This window comes from Streptococcus sp. 1453 (assembly GCF_013276955.1).
Classification (GTDB): Bacteria; Bacillota; Bacilli; order Lactobacillales; family Streptococcaceae; genus Streptococcus.
Window position 1 is genome coordinate 59,704 of the sequence record NZ_VMLZ01000004.1, and the last position, 16,257, is coordinate 75,960.

The window sequence follows — 16,257 nt, forward strand, 5'->3', positions numbered from 1 at the left end:
AGGTGGGATGACTACCCATACGCCAACAAGAAGCAACAGAAAATAAAGGAGTATTCACATGTCTATTACAAAACTTTTACAAATTAAATATCCAATTTTTCAAGGAGCTATGGCTCAAATTTCTCATTATCAATTAGCTGCAGCTGTATCAGAAGCTGGGGGATTGGGAATTATTGCCTCTGGTGGGATGACTGGAGAACAGTTACGTGAAGAAATTCGTGAGTTAAGAAAGTTGACAGATAAGCCTTTTGGTGTCAATATTATGTTGATGATGAAGAATATCAAAGATATTGTTACAGTTATTATCGAAGAAAAAGTGCCTGTTGTTACAACTGGGGCGGGAACACCAAAACATGTCATGCCTTATTTGAAGGAAGCTGGAATTAAGGTTATTCCAGTTATTGCTAGTGTGAAACATGCTCAAAAAATGCAAGAACTCGGAGTTGATGCTGTTATTGCAGAAGGTTCAGAAGCAGGTGGTCACATCGGAGAAAGTAACACTATGGCCCTTATCCCGCAAATTGTAGATGCTGTTACGATTCCTGTTATCGCAGCAGGAGGAATTGCGGATGGTAGAGGACTAGCTGCAGCCATTGCTTTAGGAGCAGCAGGTGTGCAGATGGGAACTGTTTTTCTAGCTTCAGATGAGTGTCCGATTGCTACAGAGTACAAAGAAGCAGTTTTGGAGGCAAATGACACGGCAACTGCTGTTACTGGACGGATTGCTGGGGCACCAGTTCGTTGCATCCGAAATGCCATGACTGATCATTATATTGAATTAGAGCAAAAAGGAACTAACCGTGAGGAATTAGAGGAAATTACTATCGGATCTCTTTCTAAAGCGGTTTATGAAGGAGATACAGAAAATGGTTCAATGATGAGTGGTCAGATTGCGGGGTTAGTCAAAGAAATCAAACCTTGTAAGTTTATTATAGAGTCTATTGTAAGCCAAGCCCAAGAAAGATTGAAAGGTCTTCAGATAGAAGTTGGAGAATAGTCTCTTTTAGTTAAAGAAACTATCGTTAATGAAGAAAATAGAGGATGACTACTTCTTCCTCTATTTTTTATGTTCAAATCAAGAAGAAATAGAGACTGAATGTATAAACTCACAGCTAAACTGTTAATGCTAATAGCCATAAACTTCTTTAAAAGTCGCTTTTTGAGGGGGATTATGGTATAATGGGTGCCAAGAGGTTTGGAATGAAAAAATTTTATGTAAGTCCATTCTTTCCTATTCTAGTAGGATTGATTGCGTTTGGAGTCTTATCCACTTTCATTATTTTTGTTAATAATAATCTGTTGACGGTTTTCATTTTGTTTCTTTTTGTAGGAGGCTATGTTTTTTTATTTAAGAAACTGAGAGTGCATTATACAAGGAGTGAAGTAGAACAAATCCAGTATGTAAACCACCAAGCGGAAGAAAGTTTGACATCTCTATTGGAACAGATGCCTGTAGGTGTTATGAAATTGAATTTATCTTCTGGAGAGGTTGAGTGGTTTAATCCCTATGCTGAATTGATTTTGACCAAGGAAGATGGCGATTTTGATTTGGAAGCTGTTCAAACGATTATCAAGGCTTCAGTAGGAAATCCGTCTACTTATGCTAAGCTGGGTGAGAAGCGTTATGCTGTTCATATGGATGCTTCTTCCGGTGTTTTGTATTTTGTAGACGTATCCAGGGAACAAGCCATAACAGATGAATTGGTAACGAGTCGACCAGTGATTGGAATTGTATCTGTGGATAATTATGATGATTTGGAGGATGCAACTTCTGAGTCAGATATTAGTCAAATCAATAGTTTTGTAGCTAATTTTATATCAGAGTTTTCAGAAAAATACATGATGTTTTCTCGTCGGGTAAGTATGGATCGATTTTATCTCTTTACTGACTACACTGTGCTTGAAGGCTTGATGAATGATAAATTTTCTGTTATTGATGCTTTCAGAGAAGAGTCGAAACAGAGACAGTTGCCCTTGACCTTAAGTATGGGATTTTCTTATGGCGATGGAAATCATGATGAAATAGGGAAAGTTGCTTTGCTCAACTTGAACTTGGCTGAAGTACGTGGTGGCGACCAGGTGGTTGTCAAGGAGAATGATGAAACGAAAAATCCAGTCTACTTTGGCGGTGGGTCGGCTGCGTCCATCAAGCGCACTCGTACCCGTACTCGATCAATGATGACAGCCATATCTGATAAGATTCGTAGTGTGGATCAAGTGTTTGTAGTTGGACATAGAAATTTAGATATGGATGCCTTGGGCTCTGCTGTAGGTATGCAGTTGTTCGCCAGCAATGTGATTGAAAATAGCTATGCTCTTTATGATGAAAATCAGATGTCTCCGGATATTGAACGTGCGGTTTCATTCTTAGAAAAAGAAGGAGTTACGAAGTTATTGTCTGTTAAGGATGCAATGGGGATGGTGACCAATCGTTCTTTGTTGATTCTTGTAGACCATTCAAAGACAGCCTTAACATTATCAAAAGATTTTTATGATTTATTTACCCAAACCATTGTTATTGACCACCATCGAAGGGATCAGGATTTCCCAGACAATGCAGTTATCACTTATATCGAAAGTGGTGCAAGCAGTGCCAGTGAGTTAGTAACAGAATTGATTCAGTTCCAAAATTCTAAGAAAAATCGTCTGAGTCGTATGCAAGCAAGCGTCTTGATGGCTGGTATGATGTTGGATACTAAAAATTTCACCTCACGAGTGACTAGTCGGACATTTGATGTTGCTAGCTATCTCAGAACGCGCGGAAGTGATAGTATTGCTATCCAAGAAATCGCTGCGACAGATTTTGAAGAATATCGTGAGGTCAATGAACTGATTTTACAGGGGCGTAAATTAGGTTCAGATGTACTAATAGCAGAGGCTAAGGATACGAAATGCTATGATACAGTTGTTATTAGTAAGGCAGCAGATGCCATGTTAGCTATGTCAGGTATTGAAGCGAGTTTTGTTCTTGCGAAGAATACACAAGGCTTTATCTCCATCTCAGCTCGTAGTCGTAGTAAACTGAATGTACAACGGATTATGGAAGAGCTGGGAGGTGGAGGCCACTTTAATTTAGCTGCAGCTCAAATTAAGGATTTAACCTTGTCAGAAGCAGGTGAAAAACTGACAGAAATTGTATTAAATGAAATAAAGGAAAAGGAGAAAGAAGAATGAAAGTAATCTTTTTAGCAGATGTTAAAGGAAAAGGTAAAAAAGGCGAAATTAAGGAAGTACCAACAGGTTATGCACAAAACTTTCTTATCAAAAAGAATCTAGCCAAAGAAGCGACTGCTCAAGCTGTAGGTGAACTTCGTGGTAAACAAAAATCGGAAGAAAAAGCTCACGCTGAGATGATTGCAGAAGCAAAAGCAATTAAAGCACAACTTGAAGCAGAAGAAACGGTTGTAGAATTTGTTGAAAAAGTTGGTCCAGATGGCCGTACCTTTGGTTCTATTACCAATAAGAAGATTGCAGAAGAATTGCAAAAGCAATTTGGAATTAAGATTGATAAACGTCATATTCAAGTACAAGCTCCGATTCGAGCAGTTGGTTTGATCGATGTGCCAGTGAAAATCTATCAAGATATCACAAGTGTAATCAATCTTCGTGTGAAAGAAGGATAAATTTACACCTTCTTGACAAGATTGTAAAAGGAAGGGAAGTCTGATGGCAGAAGTAGAAGAGTTACGAGTACAACCTCAAGATATCTTAGCTGAGCAATCCGTTTTAGGGGCTATCTTTATTGACGAGAGTAAGCTTGTTTTTGTGCGAGAATATATTGAGTCTCGGGACTTTTTTAAGTATGCCCATCGTTTGATTTTCCAAGCTATGGTCGATTTATCCGATCGTGGCGATGCTATAGATGCAACAACGGTTCGTACCATTCTTGATAATCAAGGTGATTTACAGAATATTGGTGGCCTGTCTTACTTGGTTGAGATTGTCAATTCTGTGCCAACTTCTGCTAATGCGGAGTATTATGCTAAGATTGTTGCAGAAAAAGCAATGCTACGTCGTTTAATCGCTAAGTTGACAGAGTCTGTCAATCAAGCTTACGAGGCTTCGCAACCAGCTGATGAAATTATTGCTCAGGCAGAAAAAGGCCTGATTGATGTCAGCGAAAATGCTAATCGAAGTGGATTTAAGAACATTCGAGATGTGTTGAATATCAACTTTGGAAATCTGGAAGCTCGCTCGCAACAAACGACTGATATTACAGGGATTGCGACAGGTTATCGTGATTTGGATCATATGACGACTGGTCTGCATGAAGAGGAGTTGATTATCTTAGCAGCTCGTCCGGCGGTTGGTAAGACAGCCTTTGCCTTGAATATTGCTCAGAATATTGGGACTAAGTTGGACAAAACAGTTGCTATTTTTTCACTCGAAATGGGTGCGGAAAGTCTAGTGGACCGTATGTTAGCGGCAGAAGGTTTGGTAGAATCGCATTCTATCCGTACGGGTCAATTGACCGATGAGGAATGGCAAAAATATACCATTGCTCAAGGGAATCTAGCTAATGCAAGTATCTATATCGATGATACGCCAGGGATTCGGATTACAGAGATTCGTTCTCGTTCTCGTAAATTGGCTCAAGAAACTGGAAATCTTGGTTTGATTTTGATAGACTATTTGCAACTTATCACGGGAACTGGTCGAGAAAATCGTCAACAAGAAGTTTCTGAAATTTCTCGTCAGTTGAAAATACTAGCCAAGGAATTGAAGGTTCCAGTAATCGCTCTGAGTCAGCTTTCTCGTGGTGTAGAACAACGTCAGGACAAGAGACCGGTCTTGTCTGATATTCGTGAATCGGGATCTATCGAGCAGGATGCTGATATCGTAGCTTTTCTCTATCGTGACGATTACTATGAGCGTGGTGGTGAAGAAGAGGAAGGCATCCCCAATAATAAGGTGGAAGTTATTATCGAGAAAAACCGTAGTGGAGCTCGTGGAACGGTGGAATTGATTTTCCAAAAAGAATACAATAAATTTTCAAGTATCTCAAAAAGGGAGGCATAAAATGACAGATGCATTTACAGATGTAGCTAAGATGAAAAAAATTAAAGAGGAAATCAAGGCGCATGAGGGTCATGTAATCGAAATGACCTTGGAAAATGGGCGTAAGCGCCAAAAAAATAGATTGGGTAAGTTAATTGAAGTTTATCCATCACTATTTATCGTGGAATTTGGGAATGTGGAAGGAGATAAACAAGCTAATGTTTACGTTGAATCCTTTACTTACTCAGATATCCTTACAGAAAAAAATCTAATTCATTATCTGGACTAAAGTGAGAAATTTTCTCACTTTTTCTTTTTTCTCCGAATAGTTTAAGTGAAGGTAATCTTCGATTTATATTATTTTCAAGGAGGAAGAATGAAAATTTTACCGTTTAAAGTAACAGAGACAAGGTTTTCTTTCAGAAAATCAGCTAAAAAGATTGTTCCCTTTTTAGTAGTAGGATTGATGCTAGCAGCGGGTAATAGTGTATATGCCTATTCTGGAGGAAATGGATCGATTGCGCGTGGGGATGATTATCCTGCTTACTATAAAAATGGGAGTCAGGAAATTGATCAGTGGCGCATGTACTCTCGTCAGTGTACTTCATTTGCAGCCTTTCGCTTGAGTAGTGTCAATGGTTTTGAGATTCCAAGGGCTTATGGAAATGCGAATGAATGGGGGCATCGTGCTCGTCGTGAAGGCTATCGTGTAGATAGTGTGCCAACGATTGGATCTATTGCTTGGTCTACTGCAGGAACTTATGGTCATGTTGCTTGGGTGTCAAATGTAATGGGGGATAATATAGAAATCGAGGAATATAACTACGGTTATACAGAATCCTATAATAAACGAGTTATAAAAGTAAATACGATGACAGGATTTATTCATTTTAAAGATTTGGCTGGTGGCAGTGTTGGGAATAGTCAAACCTCAGTTTCAATAGGAGGAACACATTATTTCAAGTCTGAGTCTGCTATCAAAAATCAGCCACGAGCTAGCGCAACTGCGATTGATTACTATTATCCTGGGGAGAAGGTTCATTATGATCAAATTCTCGAAAAAGATGGATACAAGTGGTTGAGTTATAAAGCTTATAACGGAAGCTATCGTTATGTTCAATTGGAGGCTGTGAATAAAAATCCTCTAGGTAATTCTGTTCTTTCTTCAACAGGCGGAACTCATTATTTTAAGAGCAAGTCTGCTATCAAAAATCAGCCACTAGCTAGCACAACTGCGATTGATTACTATTATCCTGGGGAGAAGGTTCATTATGATCAAATTCTCGAAAAAGATGGATACAAGTGGTTGAGTTATACGGCTTATAACGGAAGCTATCGTTATGTTCAATTGGAGGCTGTGAATAAAAATCCTCTAGGTAATTCTGTTCTTTCTTCAACAGGCGGAACTCATTATTTTAAGAGCAAGTCTGCTATCAAAAATCAGCCACTAGCTAGCGCAACTGTGATTGATTACTATTATCCTGGGGAGAATGTTCATTATGATCAAATTCTCGAAAAAGATGGCTACAAGTGGTTGAGTTATACAGCTTATAACGGAAGTCGTCGCTATATCCAGCTAGAGGGAGTGACTTCTTCACAGAATTATCAGAACCAATCAGGGAATAGCTCTAATTATAGCTCAAATAATGGATCGACTGTTGGTTGGAAAAAAATAAATGGTAGTTGGTATCATTTCAAATCAAATGGTTCTAAATCAACGGGATGGTTGAAGGATGGTACCAGCTGGTATTATTTGAAATCATCTGGTGAAATGCAGACAGGATGGTTAAAGGAAAATGGCTCGTGGTATTATCTGGATAGTCCAGGGGCAATGAAAACAGGCTGGTATCAAGTTTCTGGTAAGTGGTATTATTCTTACTCTTCAGGCGTCTTAGCTGTCAATACGACGGTGGATGGCTACAGAGTAAACAGTGATGGAGAACGAGTATAGAAAATTGGAGTAGGAAATTTTTCCTGCTCTTTTCTGTAAGCAGTTTCCTTGACATTTTTCTTATTTTGCGCTATCATATATCTATATAATATATGGGAGTCTGTGTACAGTCTGAGAGGAAGTGTTAAACTTCGACCGCACCTGATCTGGGTAATGCCAGCGTAGGGAACGATACTTAGTCTATTCTTGACCTTTTCCATATATGGTAAAGGTTTTTCTTTTTGTCAAAGGAAAACGAGAAGAGGAGGTTTTTATGAAAGCAAGCATTGCCTTGCAAGTTTTACCCCTAGCACAGGGGATTGATCGGATAGCTGTTATCGATCAGGTCATTGTTTATCTGCAAGCTCAAGAAGTGACCATGGTGGTGACACCATTTGAAACGGTCTTGGAAGGGGAGTTTGATGAGCTCATGCGCATTCTCAAAGAAGCGCTGGAAGTGGCAGGGCAGGAGGCAGATAATGTCTTTGCCAATGTCAAAATAAATGTAGGAGAGATTTTAAGTATTGATGAGAAACTTGAAAAGTATACTGAGACGACACATTAGTCTATTGGGCTTTCTCGGAGTTTTGTCAATCTGGCAGTTAGCAGGTTTGCTTAAACTTCTCCCCAAGTTTATCCTGCCGACACCTCTTGAAATCCTCCAGTCTTTTGTGCGTGATAGAGAATTTCTCTGGCACCATAGCTGGGCGACCTTGAGAGTGGCTTTGCTAGGTCTAATTTTGGGAGTTTTGATTGCCTGTCTTATGGCTGTGCTCATGGATAGTTTGACTTGGCTCAATGACTTGATTTACCCTATGATGGTGGTTGTTCAGACCATTCCGACCATTGCCATAGCTCCTATCTTGGTCTTGTGGCTAGGTTATGGGATTCTGCCCAAGATTGTCTTGATTATTTTGACGACAACTTTTCCTATCATCGTCAGTATTTTGGACGGTTTTAGGCATTGTGACAAGGATATGCTGACCTTGTTTAGTTTGATGCGGGCCAAGCCTTGGCAAATCCTGTGGCATTTTAAAATCCCAGTCAGTCTGCCTTACTTTTATGCAGGTCTGAGGGTCAGTGTTTCCTACGCCTTTATCACAACAGTGGTATCTGAGTGGTTGGGAGGCTTTGAGGGTCTTGGTGTTTATATGATTCAGTCCAAGAAACTGTTTCAGTATGATACCATGTTCGCGATTATTATTCTGGTATCGATTATCAGTCTTCTGGGTATGAAGCTGGTCGATGTCAGTGAAAAATATGTTATTAAATGGAAACGTTCGTAGAATAAGAATATTTCTGAAAAAGAAAAGAGGAAAGAAAATGAAAAAAACATGGAAAGTGTTTTTAACTGTTTTAACAGCTCTTGTAGCTGTTGTGCTTGTGGCCTGTGGTCAAGGAACTGCTTCTAAGGATAATAAGGAAGCAGAACTTAAGAAAATCGACTTTATCCTAGACTGGACACCAAATACCAACCACACAGGGCTTTATGTGGCCAAGGAAAAAGGTTATTTCAAAGAAGCTGGAGTGGATGTTGATTTGAAATTGCCACCAGAAGAAAGTTCTTCTGACTTGGTTATTAACGGTAAGGCACCATTTGCAGTCTATTTCCAAGACTATATGGCTAAAAAATTGGAAAAAGGCGCAGGAATCACTGCCGTTGCAGCTATTGTTGAACACAATACATCAGGAATCATCTCTCGTAAATCTGACAATGTAGCTAGTCCAAAAGACTTGGTTGGTAAGAAATACGGAACTTGGAATGATCCAACTGAACTTGCTATGTTGAAAACCTTGGTAGAATCACAAGGTGGGGACTTTGAGAAGGTAGAAAAGGTTCCAAATAACGACTCAAACTCAATCACACCAATTGCTAATGGAGTATTTGACACTGCTTGGATCTACTATGGATGGGATGGTATCCTTGCTAAATCTCAAGGTGTAGAGGCTAACTTCATGTACTTGAAAGACTATGTCAAGGAGTTTGACTACTATTCACCAGTTATCATCGCAAACAACGACTATTTAAAAGACAACAAAGAAGAAGCTCGTAAAGTCATCCAAGCTATCAAAAAAGGCTACCAATATGCTATGGAACATCCAGAAGAAGCTGCGGATATCCTCATTAAGAATGCACCTGAACTCAAGGAAAAACGTGACTTTGTCATCGAATCTCAAAAATACTTGTCAAAAGAATACGCAAGCGACAAGGAAAAATGGGGTCAATTTGATGCAGCTCGCTGGAACGCCTTCTACAAATGGGATAAAGAAAATGGTATCCTTAAAGAAGACTTGACAGACAAAGGCTTCACCAACGAATTTGTGAAATAATGACAGAAATAAGACTAGAACACGTCAGTTATGCCTATGGTCAGGAGAGGATTTTAGAGGATATCAATCTGAAAGTGATTTCAGGTGAAGTGGTTTCTATCCTAGGCCCAAGTGGTGTTGGTAAGACCACCCTCTTTAATCTAATCGCTGGGATTTTAGAAGTTCAGTCAGGGAGGATTGTCCTTGATGGTGAAGAAAATCCCAAGGGGCGCGTGAGTTATATGTTGCAAAAGGATCTGCTCTTGGAACACAAGACGGTGCTTGGTAATATCATTTTGCCCCTCTTGATTCAAAAGGTGGATAAGGCAGAAGCTATTGCTCGCGCAGATGAAATTCTTGCGACCTTCCAGTTGACAGCTGTACGAGACAAGTATCCCCATGAACTTAGCGGAGGGATGCGTCAGCGTGTGGCCTTGCTTCGAACTTACCTTTTCGGGCACAAGCTCTTTCTCTTAGATGAGGCCTTTAGCGCCTTGGATGAGATGACCAAGATGGAACTCCACGCTTGGTACCTTGAGATTCACAAACAGTTGCAGCTGACAACATTGATTATTACTCATAGTATAGAGGAGGCCCTTAATCTCAGCGACCGCATCTATATCTTGAAAAATCGCCCTGGGCAGATTGTTTCAGAAATTGATCTAGATTGGTCTGAAGATGAGGACAAGGAAGTCCAAAAGATTACCTACAAACGTCAAATCTTAGCAGAATTAGGCTTAGAATAAGTAGAAAAATAGGGAGTTGGTGAAGATTATCCTTTACTAGCGCCCTTTTTCTTTTAAAAATGAGAAAATTTCGGTATAATAGTCAAAGATAGTCAAGGTTTAAAGAGAGAGGTGGGTTTGTAATGAGATTTAAAAATACATCGGATCATATTGAGGCCTACATCAAGGCGATTTTAGATCAATCTGGTATTGTGGAGTTGCAACGGAGTCAGTTGGCAGATACTTTTCAGGTTGTTCCTAGTCAGATTAACTACGTGATCAAGACACGCTTTACGGAAAGTAGAGGCTACTTGGTTGAAAGTAAGCGTGGTGGCGGAGGCTACATCCGTATAGGACGGATTGAGTTTTCTAGTCATCATGAAATGCTCAGGGAGCTACTTTACTCAATTGGTGAGCGGGTCAGTCAAGAAATTTATGAAGATATTCTACAGCTTTTGGTTGAGCAGGAATTGATGATCAAGCAGGAGATGAATTTGCTGTTGGCAGTAGCTTTGGATCGCGTTCTAGGAGAAGAGGCTCCAGTTGTTCGAGCTAATATGCTACGACAGGTCATACAAGAGGTAGATAGAAAAGGGAAGTAAGATGAACTATTCAAAAGCATTGAATGAATGTATCGAAAGTGCCTACATGGTGGCTGGCCATTTTGGAGCTCGTTATCTAGAGTCTTGGCACTTGTTGATTGCCATGTCCAATCACAGTTATAGTGTGGCAGGGGCGACTTTAAATGATTATCCATATGAGATGGACCGTTTAGAAGAGGTGGCCTTGGAACTGACTGAAACGGACTATAGCCAGGATGAAACCTTTACGGAATTGCCGTTCTCCCATCGTTTGCAGGTTCTTTTTGATGAAGCAGAGTATGTAGCGTCAGTGGTCCATGCTAAGGTGTTAGGGACAGAGCATGTTCTCTATGCGATTTTGCATGATGGTAATGCCTTGGCGACTCGTATCTTGGAGAGGGCTGGTTTTTCTTATGAAGACAAGAAAGATCAGGTTAAGATTGCTGCCCTACGTCGAAATCTAGAAGAACGTGCAGGTTGGACTCGTGAAGACCTCAAGGCTTTACGCCAACGCCATCGTACAGTAGCTGATAAGCAAAATTCTATGGCTAATATGATGGGCATGCCACAGACTCCGAGTGGTGGTCTCGAGGATTATACGCATGATTTGACAGAGCAAGCGCGTTCTGGCAAGTTGGAGCCAGTCATAGGTCGGGATAAGGAAATCTCACGTATGATTCAAATCTTGAGCCGTAAGACCAAGAACAATCCTGTCTTGGTTGGGGATGCTGGTGTCGGGAAAACAGCTCTGGCGCTTGGTCTTGCCCAGCGTATTGCTAGTGGTGATGTACCTGCGGAAATGGCTAAGATGCGCGTGTTAGAGCTTGATTTGATGAATGTCGTTGCAGGGACACGCTTCCGTGGTGACTTTGAAGAACGCATGAACAATATCATTAAGGATATTGAAGAAGATGGCCAAGTCATCCTCTTTATCGATGAACTTCATACCATCATGGGTTCTGGGAGCGGGATTGATTCGACTCTGGATGCGGCCAATATCTTGAAGCCAGCCTTGGCGCGTGGAACTTTGAGAACGGTTGGTGCCACCACTCAAGAAGAATATCAAAAACATATCGAAAAAGATGCTGCCCTTTCTCGTCGTTTCGCTAAAGTAAAGATTGAAGAGCCAAGTGTTGTAGACAGCATGACCATTTTGCAAGGCTTGAAGGCGACTTATGAAAAACATCACCGGGTGCAAATCACAGATGAGGCGGTTGAAACAGCCGTCAAGATGGCTCATCGATACTTGACCAGTCGCCATTTGCCAGACTCTGCTATCGATCTCTTGGATGAGGCAGCAGCAACAGTGCAAAATAAGGCTAAGCATGTAAAAGCAGACGATTCAGGTTTGAATCCAGCTGACAAGGCCTTGATGGATGGCAAGTGGAAACAGGCAGCTCAGCTAATCGCAAAAGAAGAGGAAGTGCCTGTCTATAAAGACTTGGTGACAGAGTCTGATATTTTGACCACCTTGAGTCGCTTGTCAGGCATCCCAGTTCAAAAACTGACCCAGACTGATGCTAAGAAATACTTAAACTTGGAAGCGGAACTGCACAAACGTGTCATCGGGCAAGATCAAGCTGTTTCAAGTATTAGCCGTGCGATTCGCCGCAACCAGTCAGGGATTCGCAGTCACAAGCGTCCGATTGGTTCCTTTATGTTCTTAGGGCCTACAGGTGTCGGTAAGACCGAATTGGCCAAGGCTCTGGCAGAAGTTCTTTTTGACGACGAATCAGCTCTTATCCGCTTTGATATGAGTGAGTATATGGAGAAATTCGCAGCCAGTCGTCTCAACGGAGCTCCTCCAGGCTATGTGGGGTATGAAGAAGGTGGGGAGTTGACGGAGAAAGTTCGCAATAAACCCTATTCCGTTCTCCTCTTTGACGAGGTAGAGAAGGCTCACCCAGACATCTTTAATGTTCTCTTGCAGGTATTGGACGACGGTGTCTTGACTGATAGTAAGGGACGCAAGGTTGACTTTTCAAATACCATTATCATCATGACGTCAAACCTTGGTGCGACAGCCCTTCGGGATGACAAGACTGTCGGATTTGGGGCTAAGGATATTCGTTTTGACCAGGAAAATATGGAAAAACGCATGTTTGAAGAGCTGAAAAAGGCTTATAGACCTGAGTTTATCAACCGTATTGATGAAAAGGTGGTCTTCCATAGCCTATCTAGTGACCATATGCAGGAAGTGGTGAAGATTATGGTCAAGCCTTTAGTGGCAAGTTTGGCTGAAAAAGGCATTGACTTGAAATTACAAGCTTCAGCTCTGAAATTGTTAGCAAATCAAGGATATGACCCAGAGATGGGAGCTCGTCCACTTCGCAGAACCCTGCAAACAGAAGTGGAAGACAAGTTGGCAGAACTTCTTCTCAAGGGAGAATTAGTGGTAGGCAGCACACTTAAGATTGGTGTTAAAGCAGGCCAGTTAAAATTTGATATTGCATAAAAGAATAAAAGTATCAGCATCTGACCATAAGTCACAGTGGAGTGAAACTCAATGAAAATCAAAGAGCAAACTAGGAAGCTAGCCGCAGGTTGCTCAAAACACTGTTTTGAGGTTGCAGATAGAGATGACGTGGTTTGAAGAGATTTTCGAAGAGTATGAAACTAAAACCTATAGCTTCTAAAGGATCCGTGGTTTTCACTATTCAACCTAAAATTCATATGTTTATTACCCTCCATCGTATTTGTCTTAGAGCGTGTGTAGTAGAAAAAGAGCAGTCTTATCTGAAATTTTTATCCTTTCAAAAGAGACCTGTTTCTTTTTTGCCTGTCAAGCCCGTTCTAGCTGGTATTTGAAAAATCAAACTAAGTTGCAAGATGAATGATTTTCTTGTATTGACGTTGTTGTTGACAACAAGTAGCGGATAAATGAAATCCATTCCATTAGCATATATGATAGGTTGGTAGGAAATTTTCAAATAACATACAGGAAATAGATGTGTGAAGTTCCGGTAGTAGAAAGGGAGAAAGATGAACATTTTAGTTGCAGATGACGAGGAAATGATTAGAGAAGGAATTGCAGCATTTCTGACAGAAGAGGGTTATCATGTCATTATGGCTAAGGATGGACAAGAGGCCTTGGAAAAATTTCAAGATCTCCCCATCCATCTCATGGTACTGGATTTAATGATGCCTAGGAAGAGTGGTTTTGAAGTGTTAAAAGAAATCAATCAAGAGCATGATATTCCTGTCATCGTCTTGAGTGCTCTGGGAGATGAAACTACTCAGTCACAGGTATTTGATCTCTATGCTGATGATCATGTGACAAAGCCTTTTTCCTTGGTACTGCTTGCTAAGCGTATTAAAGCGCTTATCAGACGTTACTACGTCATAGAGGATCTTTGGCAATATCAGGATGTGACAGTGGATTTTACCTCTTACAAAGCACATTATAAAAATGAAGAAATTGATCTCAAACCAAAGGAATTACTGGTACTAAAGTGTTTGGTTCAGCATAAAAATCAAGTTTTAAGTAGGGAGCAGATATTGGAAGAAATTTCAAAAGATGTAGCTGATTTACCTTGTGATAGGGTTGTTGATGTCTATATTCGTACTCTTCGCAAAAAATTAGCTTTAGATTGCATTGTGACTGTGAAAAATGTTGGGTATAAGATTAGCTTATGATAAAAAATCCTAAATTATTAACCAAGTCTTTTTTAAGAAGTTTTGCAATTCTAGGTGGTATTGGTCTAGTTATTCATATAGCTATTTATTTGACCTTTCCTTTTTATTATATTCAATTGGAGGGGGAAAAGTTTAATGAGAGTGCAAGAGTGTTTACGGAGTATTTAAAGACTAAGACAGCTGATGAAATTCCAAGCTTACTCCAGTCTTATTCAAAGTCCTTGACTATATCTGCTCACCTTAAAAGAGATATCTTAGATAAGCGGCTCCCTCTTGTGCATGACTTAGATATTAAAGATGGAGAGCTATCAAATTATATCGTGATGTTAGATATGCCTGTTAGTACAGCAGATGGTAAACAGGTAACGGTGCAGTTTGTGCAGGGAGTGGATATCTACAAAGAAGCAAAGAATATTTTGCTTTTGTATCTCCCCTATACATTTTTGGTTACAATTGCTTTTTCCTTTGTTTTTTCTTATTTTTATACGAAACGCTTGCTCAATCCTCTTTTTTACATTTCAGAAGTGACTAGTAAGATGCAAGATTTGGATGACAATATTCGTTTTGATGAAAGCAGAAAAGATGAAGTTGGTGAAGTTGGAAAGCAGATTAATGGTGTGTATGAGCACTTGTTGAAGGTTATTCATGAGTTGGAAAATCGCAATGAGCAAATTGTAAAATTGCAAAATCAAAAGGTTTCCTTTGTCCGTGGAGCATCGCATGAATTAAAGACACCTCTAGCTACTCTCAGGATTATCTTAGAAAATATGCAATACAATGTGGGGGATTATAAGGATCACCCTAAATATCTTGAAAAGAGTATTGATAAAATCGATCAGATGAGTTTCTTGCTAGAGGAAGTGTTGGAATCTTCTAAATTTCAAGAATGGACAGAGTGCAGTGAGATTTTAATGGTAAATACCGTTTTGACAGATGTTTTGTCTCGATATCAGGAATTGGCATTTTCTAAAAATCTTGTGATTGATAATCAGTTGACTACTGATACAAAAGTAAGGATGAGCTTGAAGGCTTTGGATAAAGTCTTGACAAATCTTATCAGTAATGCTATCAAGTATTCAGATCAATCTGGCATTGTGACTATTTCTGAGCAAGATGGTTATCTTTCTATTAGGAATACATGTGCTCCGTTGAATCAGGAAGAGTTAGAACATTTATTTGATATTTTTTACCATTCACAAATTGTAACAGACAGAGAAACAGGATCAGGATTGGGTCTTTATATTGTTAAGAATATCTTAGAAAGTCATCGTATGTCCTATAGTTTCTTGCCTTATGAACAAGGGATGGAATTTAAAATCTGCCTGTTACCAGATAGTTAGCTTTAGTAAGACTCTTTTCTTACTTGAGGATAATTTAAGGAAGCATAGTTTGAATGGTAGTGATAGAGTAAATCAAAGAACGGAATCAGTTTTCGTTCTTTTTCTTTTTCAATTCATATTGGGTTAACATAGAGATGTTACAGTAGTGGTAAAGAAAGGGGATCGTGATGATAGCAATAATCATTATCTGTGTATTTTTAATTCGCTTGTTGTTCCTAAAGAAATCAATTGCAAATGAAAAACGGCTTCGTAGGGATGGTGGGCGAGAATTTGGCATTAAAAATACCAAACGTCTTACCTTGGTTCATATTGTTTTTTATCTGGCTTGTTTTATGGAAGCCCTAGTCTATCGACCGTCTTTCAATATGATGAGTGTTGTGGGTTTGGTGCTCCTGATATTTTCTATGTTGATGTTACTACTTGTTATTCATCTGCTTGGGGATATTTGGACAGTCAAGTTGATGTTAGCACCGAATCATAAGTTTGTGGATCATGTCTTATTTAGGACAGTAAAACATCCCAATTACTTTTTAAATATCCTTCCTGAGTTGATTGGCTTGACCTTGCTGAGTCATGCCTATATGACTTTTGTTTTAGTTTTTCCAGTTTATGCAGTTATTTTGTATCGACGAATAGCTGAAGAGGAAAAGTTATTACATGAAGTTATAATCCCAAATGGAAGCATAAAGAGATAAATACAAGATTCAATTCATATACAGTTCATATTGAAATGATAT

15 protein-coding genes and 1 riboswitch are annotated in these 16,257 nt (G+C 39.7%); all 15 genes read left to right on the plus strand.

Features of this window, described 5'->3' with window-relative positions:
• Positions 1-58 precede the first annotated feature (58 nt).
• The 15 genes from HW098_RS03345 (at position 59) to HW098_RS03415 (ending at position 16,215) form a co-directional block, all read left to right on the plus strand.
• A complete protein-coding gene (locus HW098_RS03345) occupies positions 59-997 on the plus strand; it encodes a DUF561 domain-containing protein (RefSeq protein WP_050242825.1) in 939 nt (312 codons plus the stop codon).
• A gap of 203 nt (positions 998-1,200) precedes the next feature.
• Positions 1,201-3,174 (plus strand): DHH family phosphoesterase, encoded by a 1,974-nt coding sequence (locus tag HW098_RS03350; RefSeq protein ID WP_176139289.1) that lies wholly within the window; start codon positions 1,201-1,203, stop codon positions 3,172-3,174.
• Complete coding sequence (gene rplI, locus HW098_RS03355) at positions 3,171-3,623, plus strand: 50S ribosomal protein L9 (protein ID WP_000864214.1); 453 nt, start codon at positions 3,171-3,173, stop codon at positions 3,621-3,623. Before HW098_RS03350 ends, rplI begins: the two co-directional genes overlap by 4 nt.
• A 43-nt stretch (positions 3,624-3,666) precedes the next feature.
• The gene (dnaB, locus tag HW098_RS03360; protein ID WP_120770774.1) at positions 3,667-5,019 is read left to right on the plus strand and encodes a replicative DNA helicase; all 1,353 of its coding nucleotides are present in this window, start codon (positions 3,667-3,669) and stop codon (positions 5,017-5,019) included.
• Position 5,020: 1 nt separating this feature from the next.
• The gene (locus HW098_RS03365) at positions 5,021-5,287 is read left to right on the plus strand and encodes a Veg family protein (RefSeq protein WP_000128619.1); all 267 of its coding nucleotides are present in this window, start codon (positions 5,021-5,023) and stop codon (positions 5,285-5,287) included.
• Positions 5,288-5,374: 87 nt separating this feature from the next.
• The gene (locus tag HW098_RS03370) at positions 5,375-6,949 is read left to right on the plus strand and encodes an SH3 domain-containing protein (RefSeq protein WP_176139290.1); all 1,575 of its coding nucleotides are present in this window, start codon (positions 5,375-5,377) and stop codon (positions 6,947-6,949) included.
• An 82-nt stretch (positions 6,950-7,031) separates the two neighbouring features.
• A riboswitch (TPP riboswitch) is annotated at positions 7,032-7,134 on the plus strand.
• 68 nt (positions 7,135-7,202) lie between these two features.
• A complete protein-coding gene (locus tag HW098_RS03375) occupies positions 7,203-7,493 on the plus strand; it encodes a thiamine-binding protein (RefSeq protein WP_176139291.1) in 291 nt (96 codons plus the stop codon).
• A complete protein-coding gene (locus tag HW098_RS03380) occupies positions 7,456-8,214 on the plus strand; it encodes an ABC transporter permease (protein WP_173276011.1) in 759 nt (252 codons plus the stop codon). The genes HW098_RS03375 and HW098_RS03380 overlap by 38 nt, the downstream gene beginning before the upstream one ends.
• 37 nt (positions 8,215-8,251) lie before the next feature.
• Positions 8,252-9,259, plus strand: a complete 1,008-nt coding sequence (locus tag HW098_RS03385) for an ABC transporter substrate-binding protein (protein ID WP_176139292.1) — start codon at positions 8,252-8,254, stop codon at positions 9,257-9,259.
• Positions 9,259-9,984 carry an ABC transporter ATP-binding protein gene (locus HW098_RS03390; protein ID WP_176139293.1) on the plus strand — a complete coding sequence of 242 codons (726 nt, stop codon included), beginning with the start codon at positions 9,259-9,261 and terminating at the stop codon, positions 9,982-9,984. Before HW098_RS03385 ends, HW098_RS03390 begins: the two co-directional genes overlap by 1 nt.
• Positions 9,985-10,106: 122 nt before the next feature.
• Positions 10,107-10,565, plus strand: coding sequence for a CtsR family transcriptional regulator (locus HW098_RS03395; protein WP_176139294.1), 459 nt, complete (start codon positions 10,107-10,109; stop codon positions 10,563-10,565).
• A 1-nt stretch (position 10,566) separates the two neighbouring features.
• The gene (locus tag HW098_RS03400; RefSeq protein WP_176139295.1) at positions 10,567-12,999 is read left to right on the plus strand and encodes an ATP-dependent Clp protease ATP-binding subunit; all 2,433 of its coding nucleotides are present in this window, start codon (positions 10,567-10,569) and stop codon (positions 12,997-12,999) included.
• A gap of 527 nt (positions 13,000-13,526) precedes the next feature.
• Positions 13,527-14,180, plus strand: a complete 654-nt coding sequence (rr06, locus tag HW098_RS03405) for a two-component system response regulator RR06 (protein WP_176139296.1) — start codon at positions 13,527-13,529, stop codon at positions 14,178-14,180.
• Positions 14,177-15,520: a HAMP domain-containing sensor histidine kinase gene (locus tag HW098_RS03410; RefSeq protein WP_050266648.1), complete on the plus strand. Its 1,344-nt coding sequence runs from the start codon at positions 14,177-14,179 to the stop codon at positions 15,518-15,520. The genes rr06 and HW098_RS03410 overlap by 4 nt, the downstream gene beginning before the upstream one ends.
• 167 nt (positions 15,521-15,687) lie before the next feature.
• The gene (locus HW098_RS03415) at positions 15,688-16,215 is read left to right on the plus strand and encodes an isoprenylcysteine carboxyl methyltransferase family protein (protein WP_050112024.1); all 528 of its coding nucleotides are present in this window, start codon (positions 15,688-15,690) and stop codon (positions 16,213-16,215) included.
• Positions 16,216-16,257 lie beyond the last annotated feature (42 nt).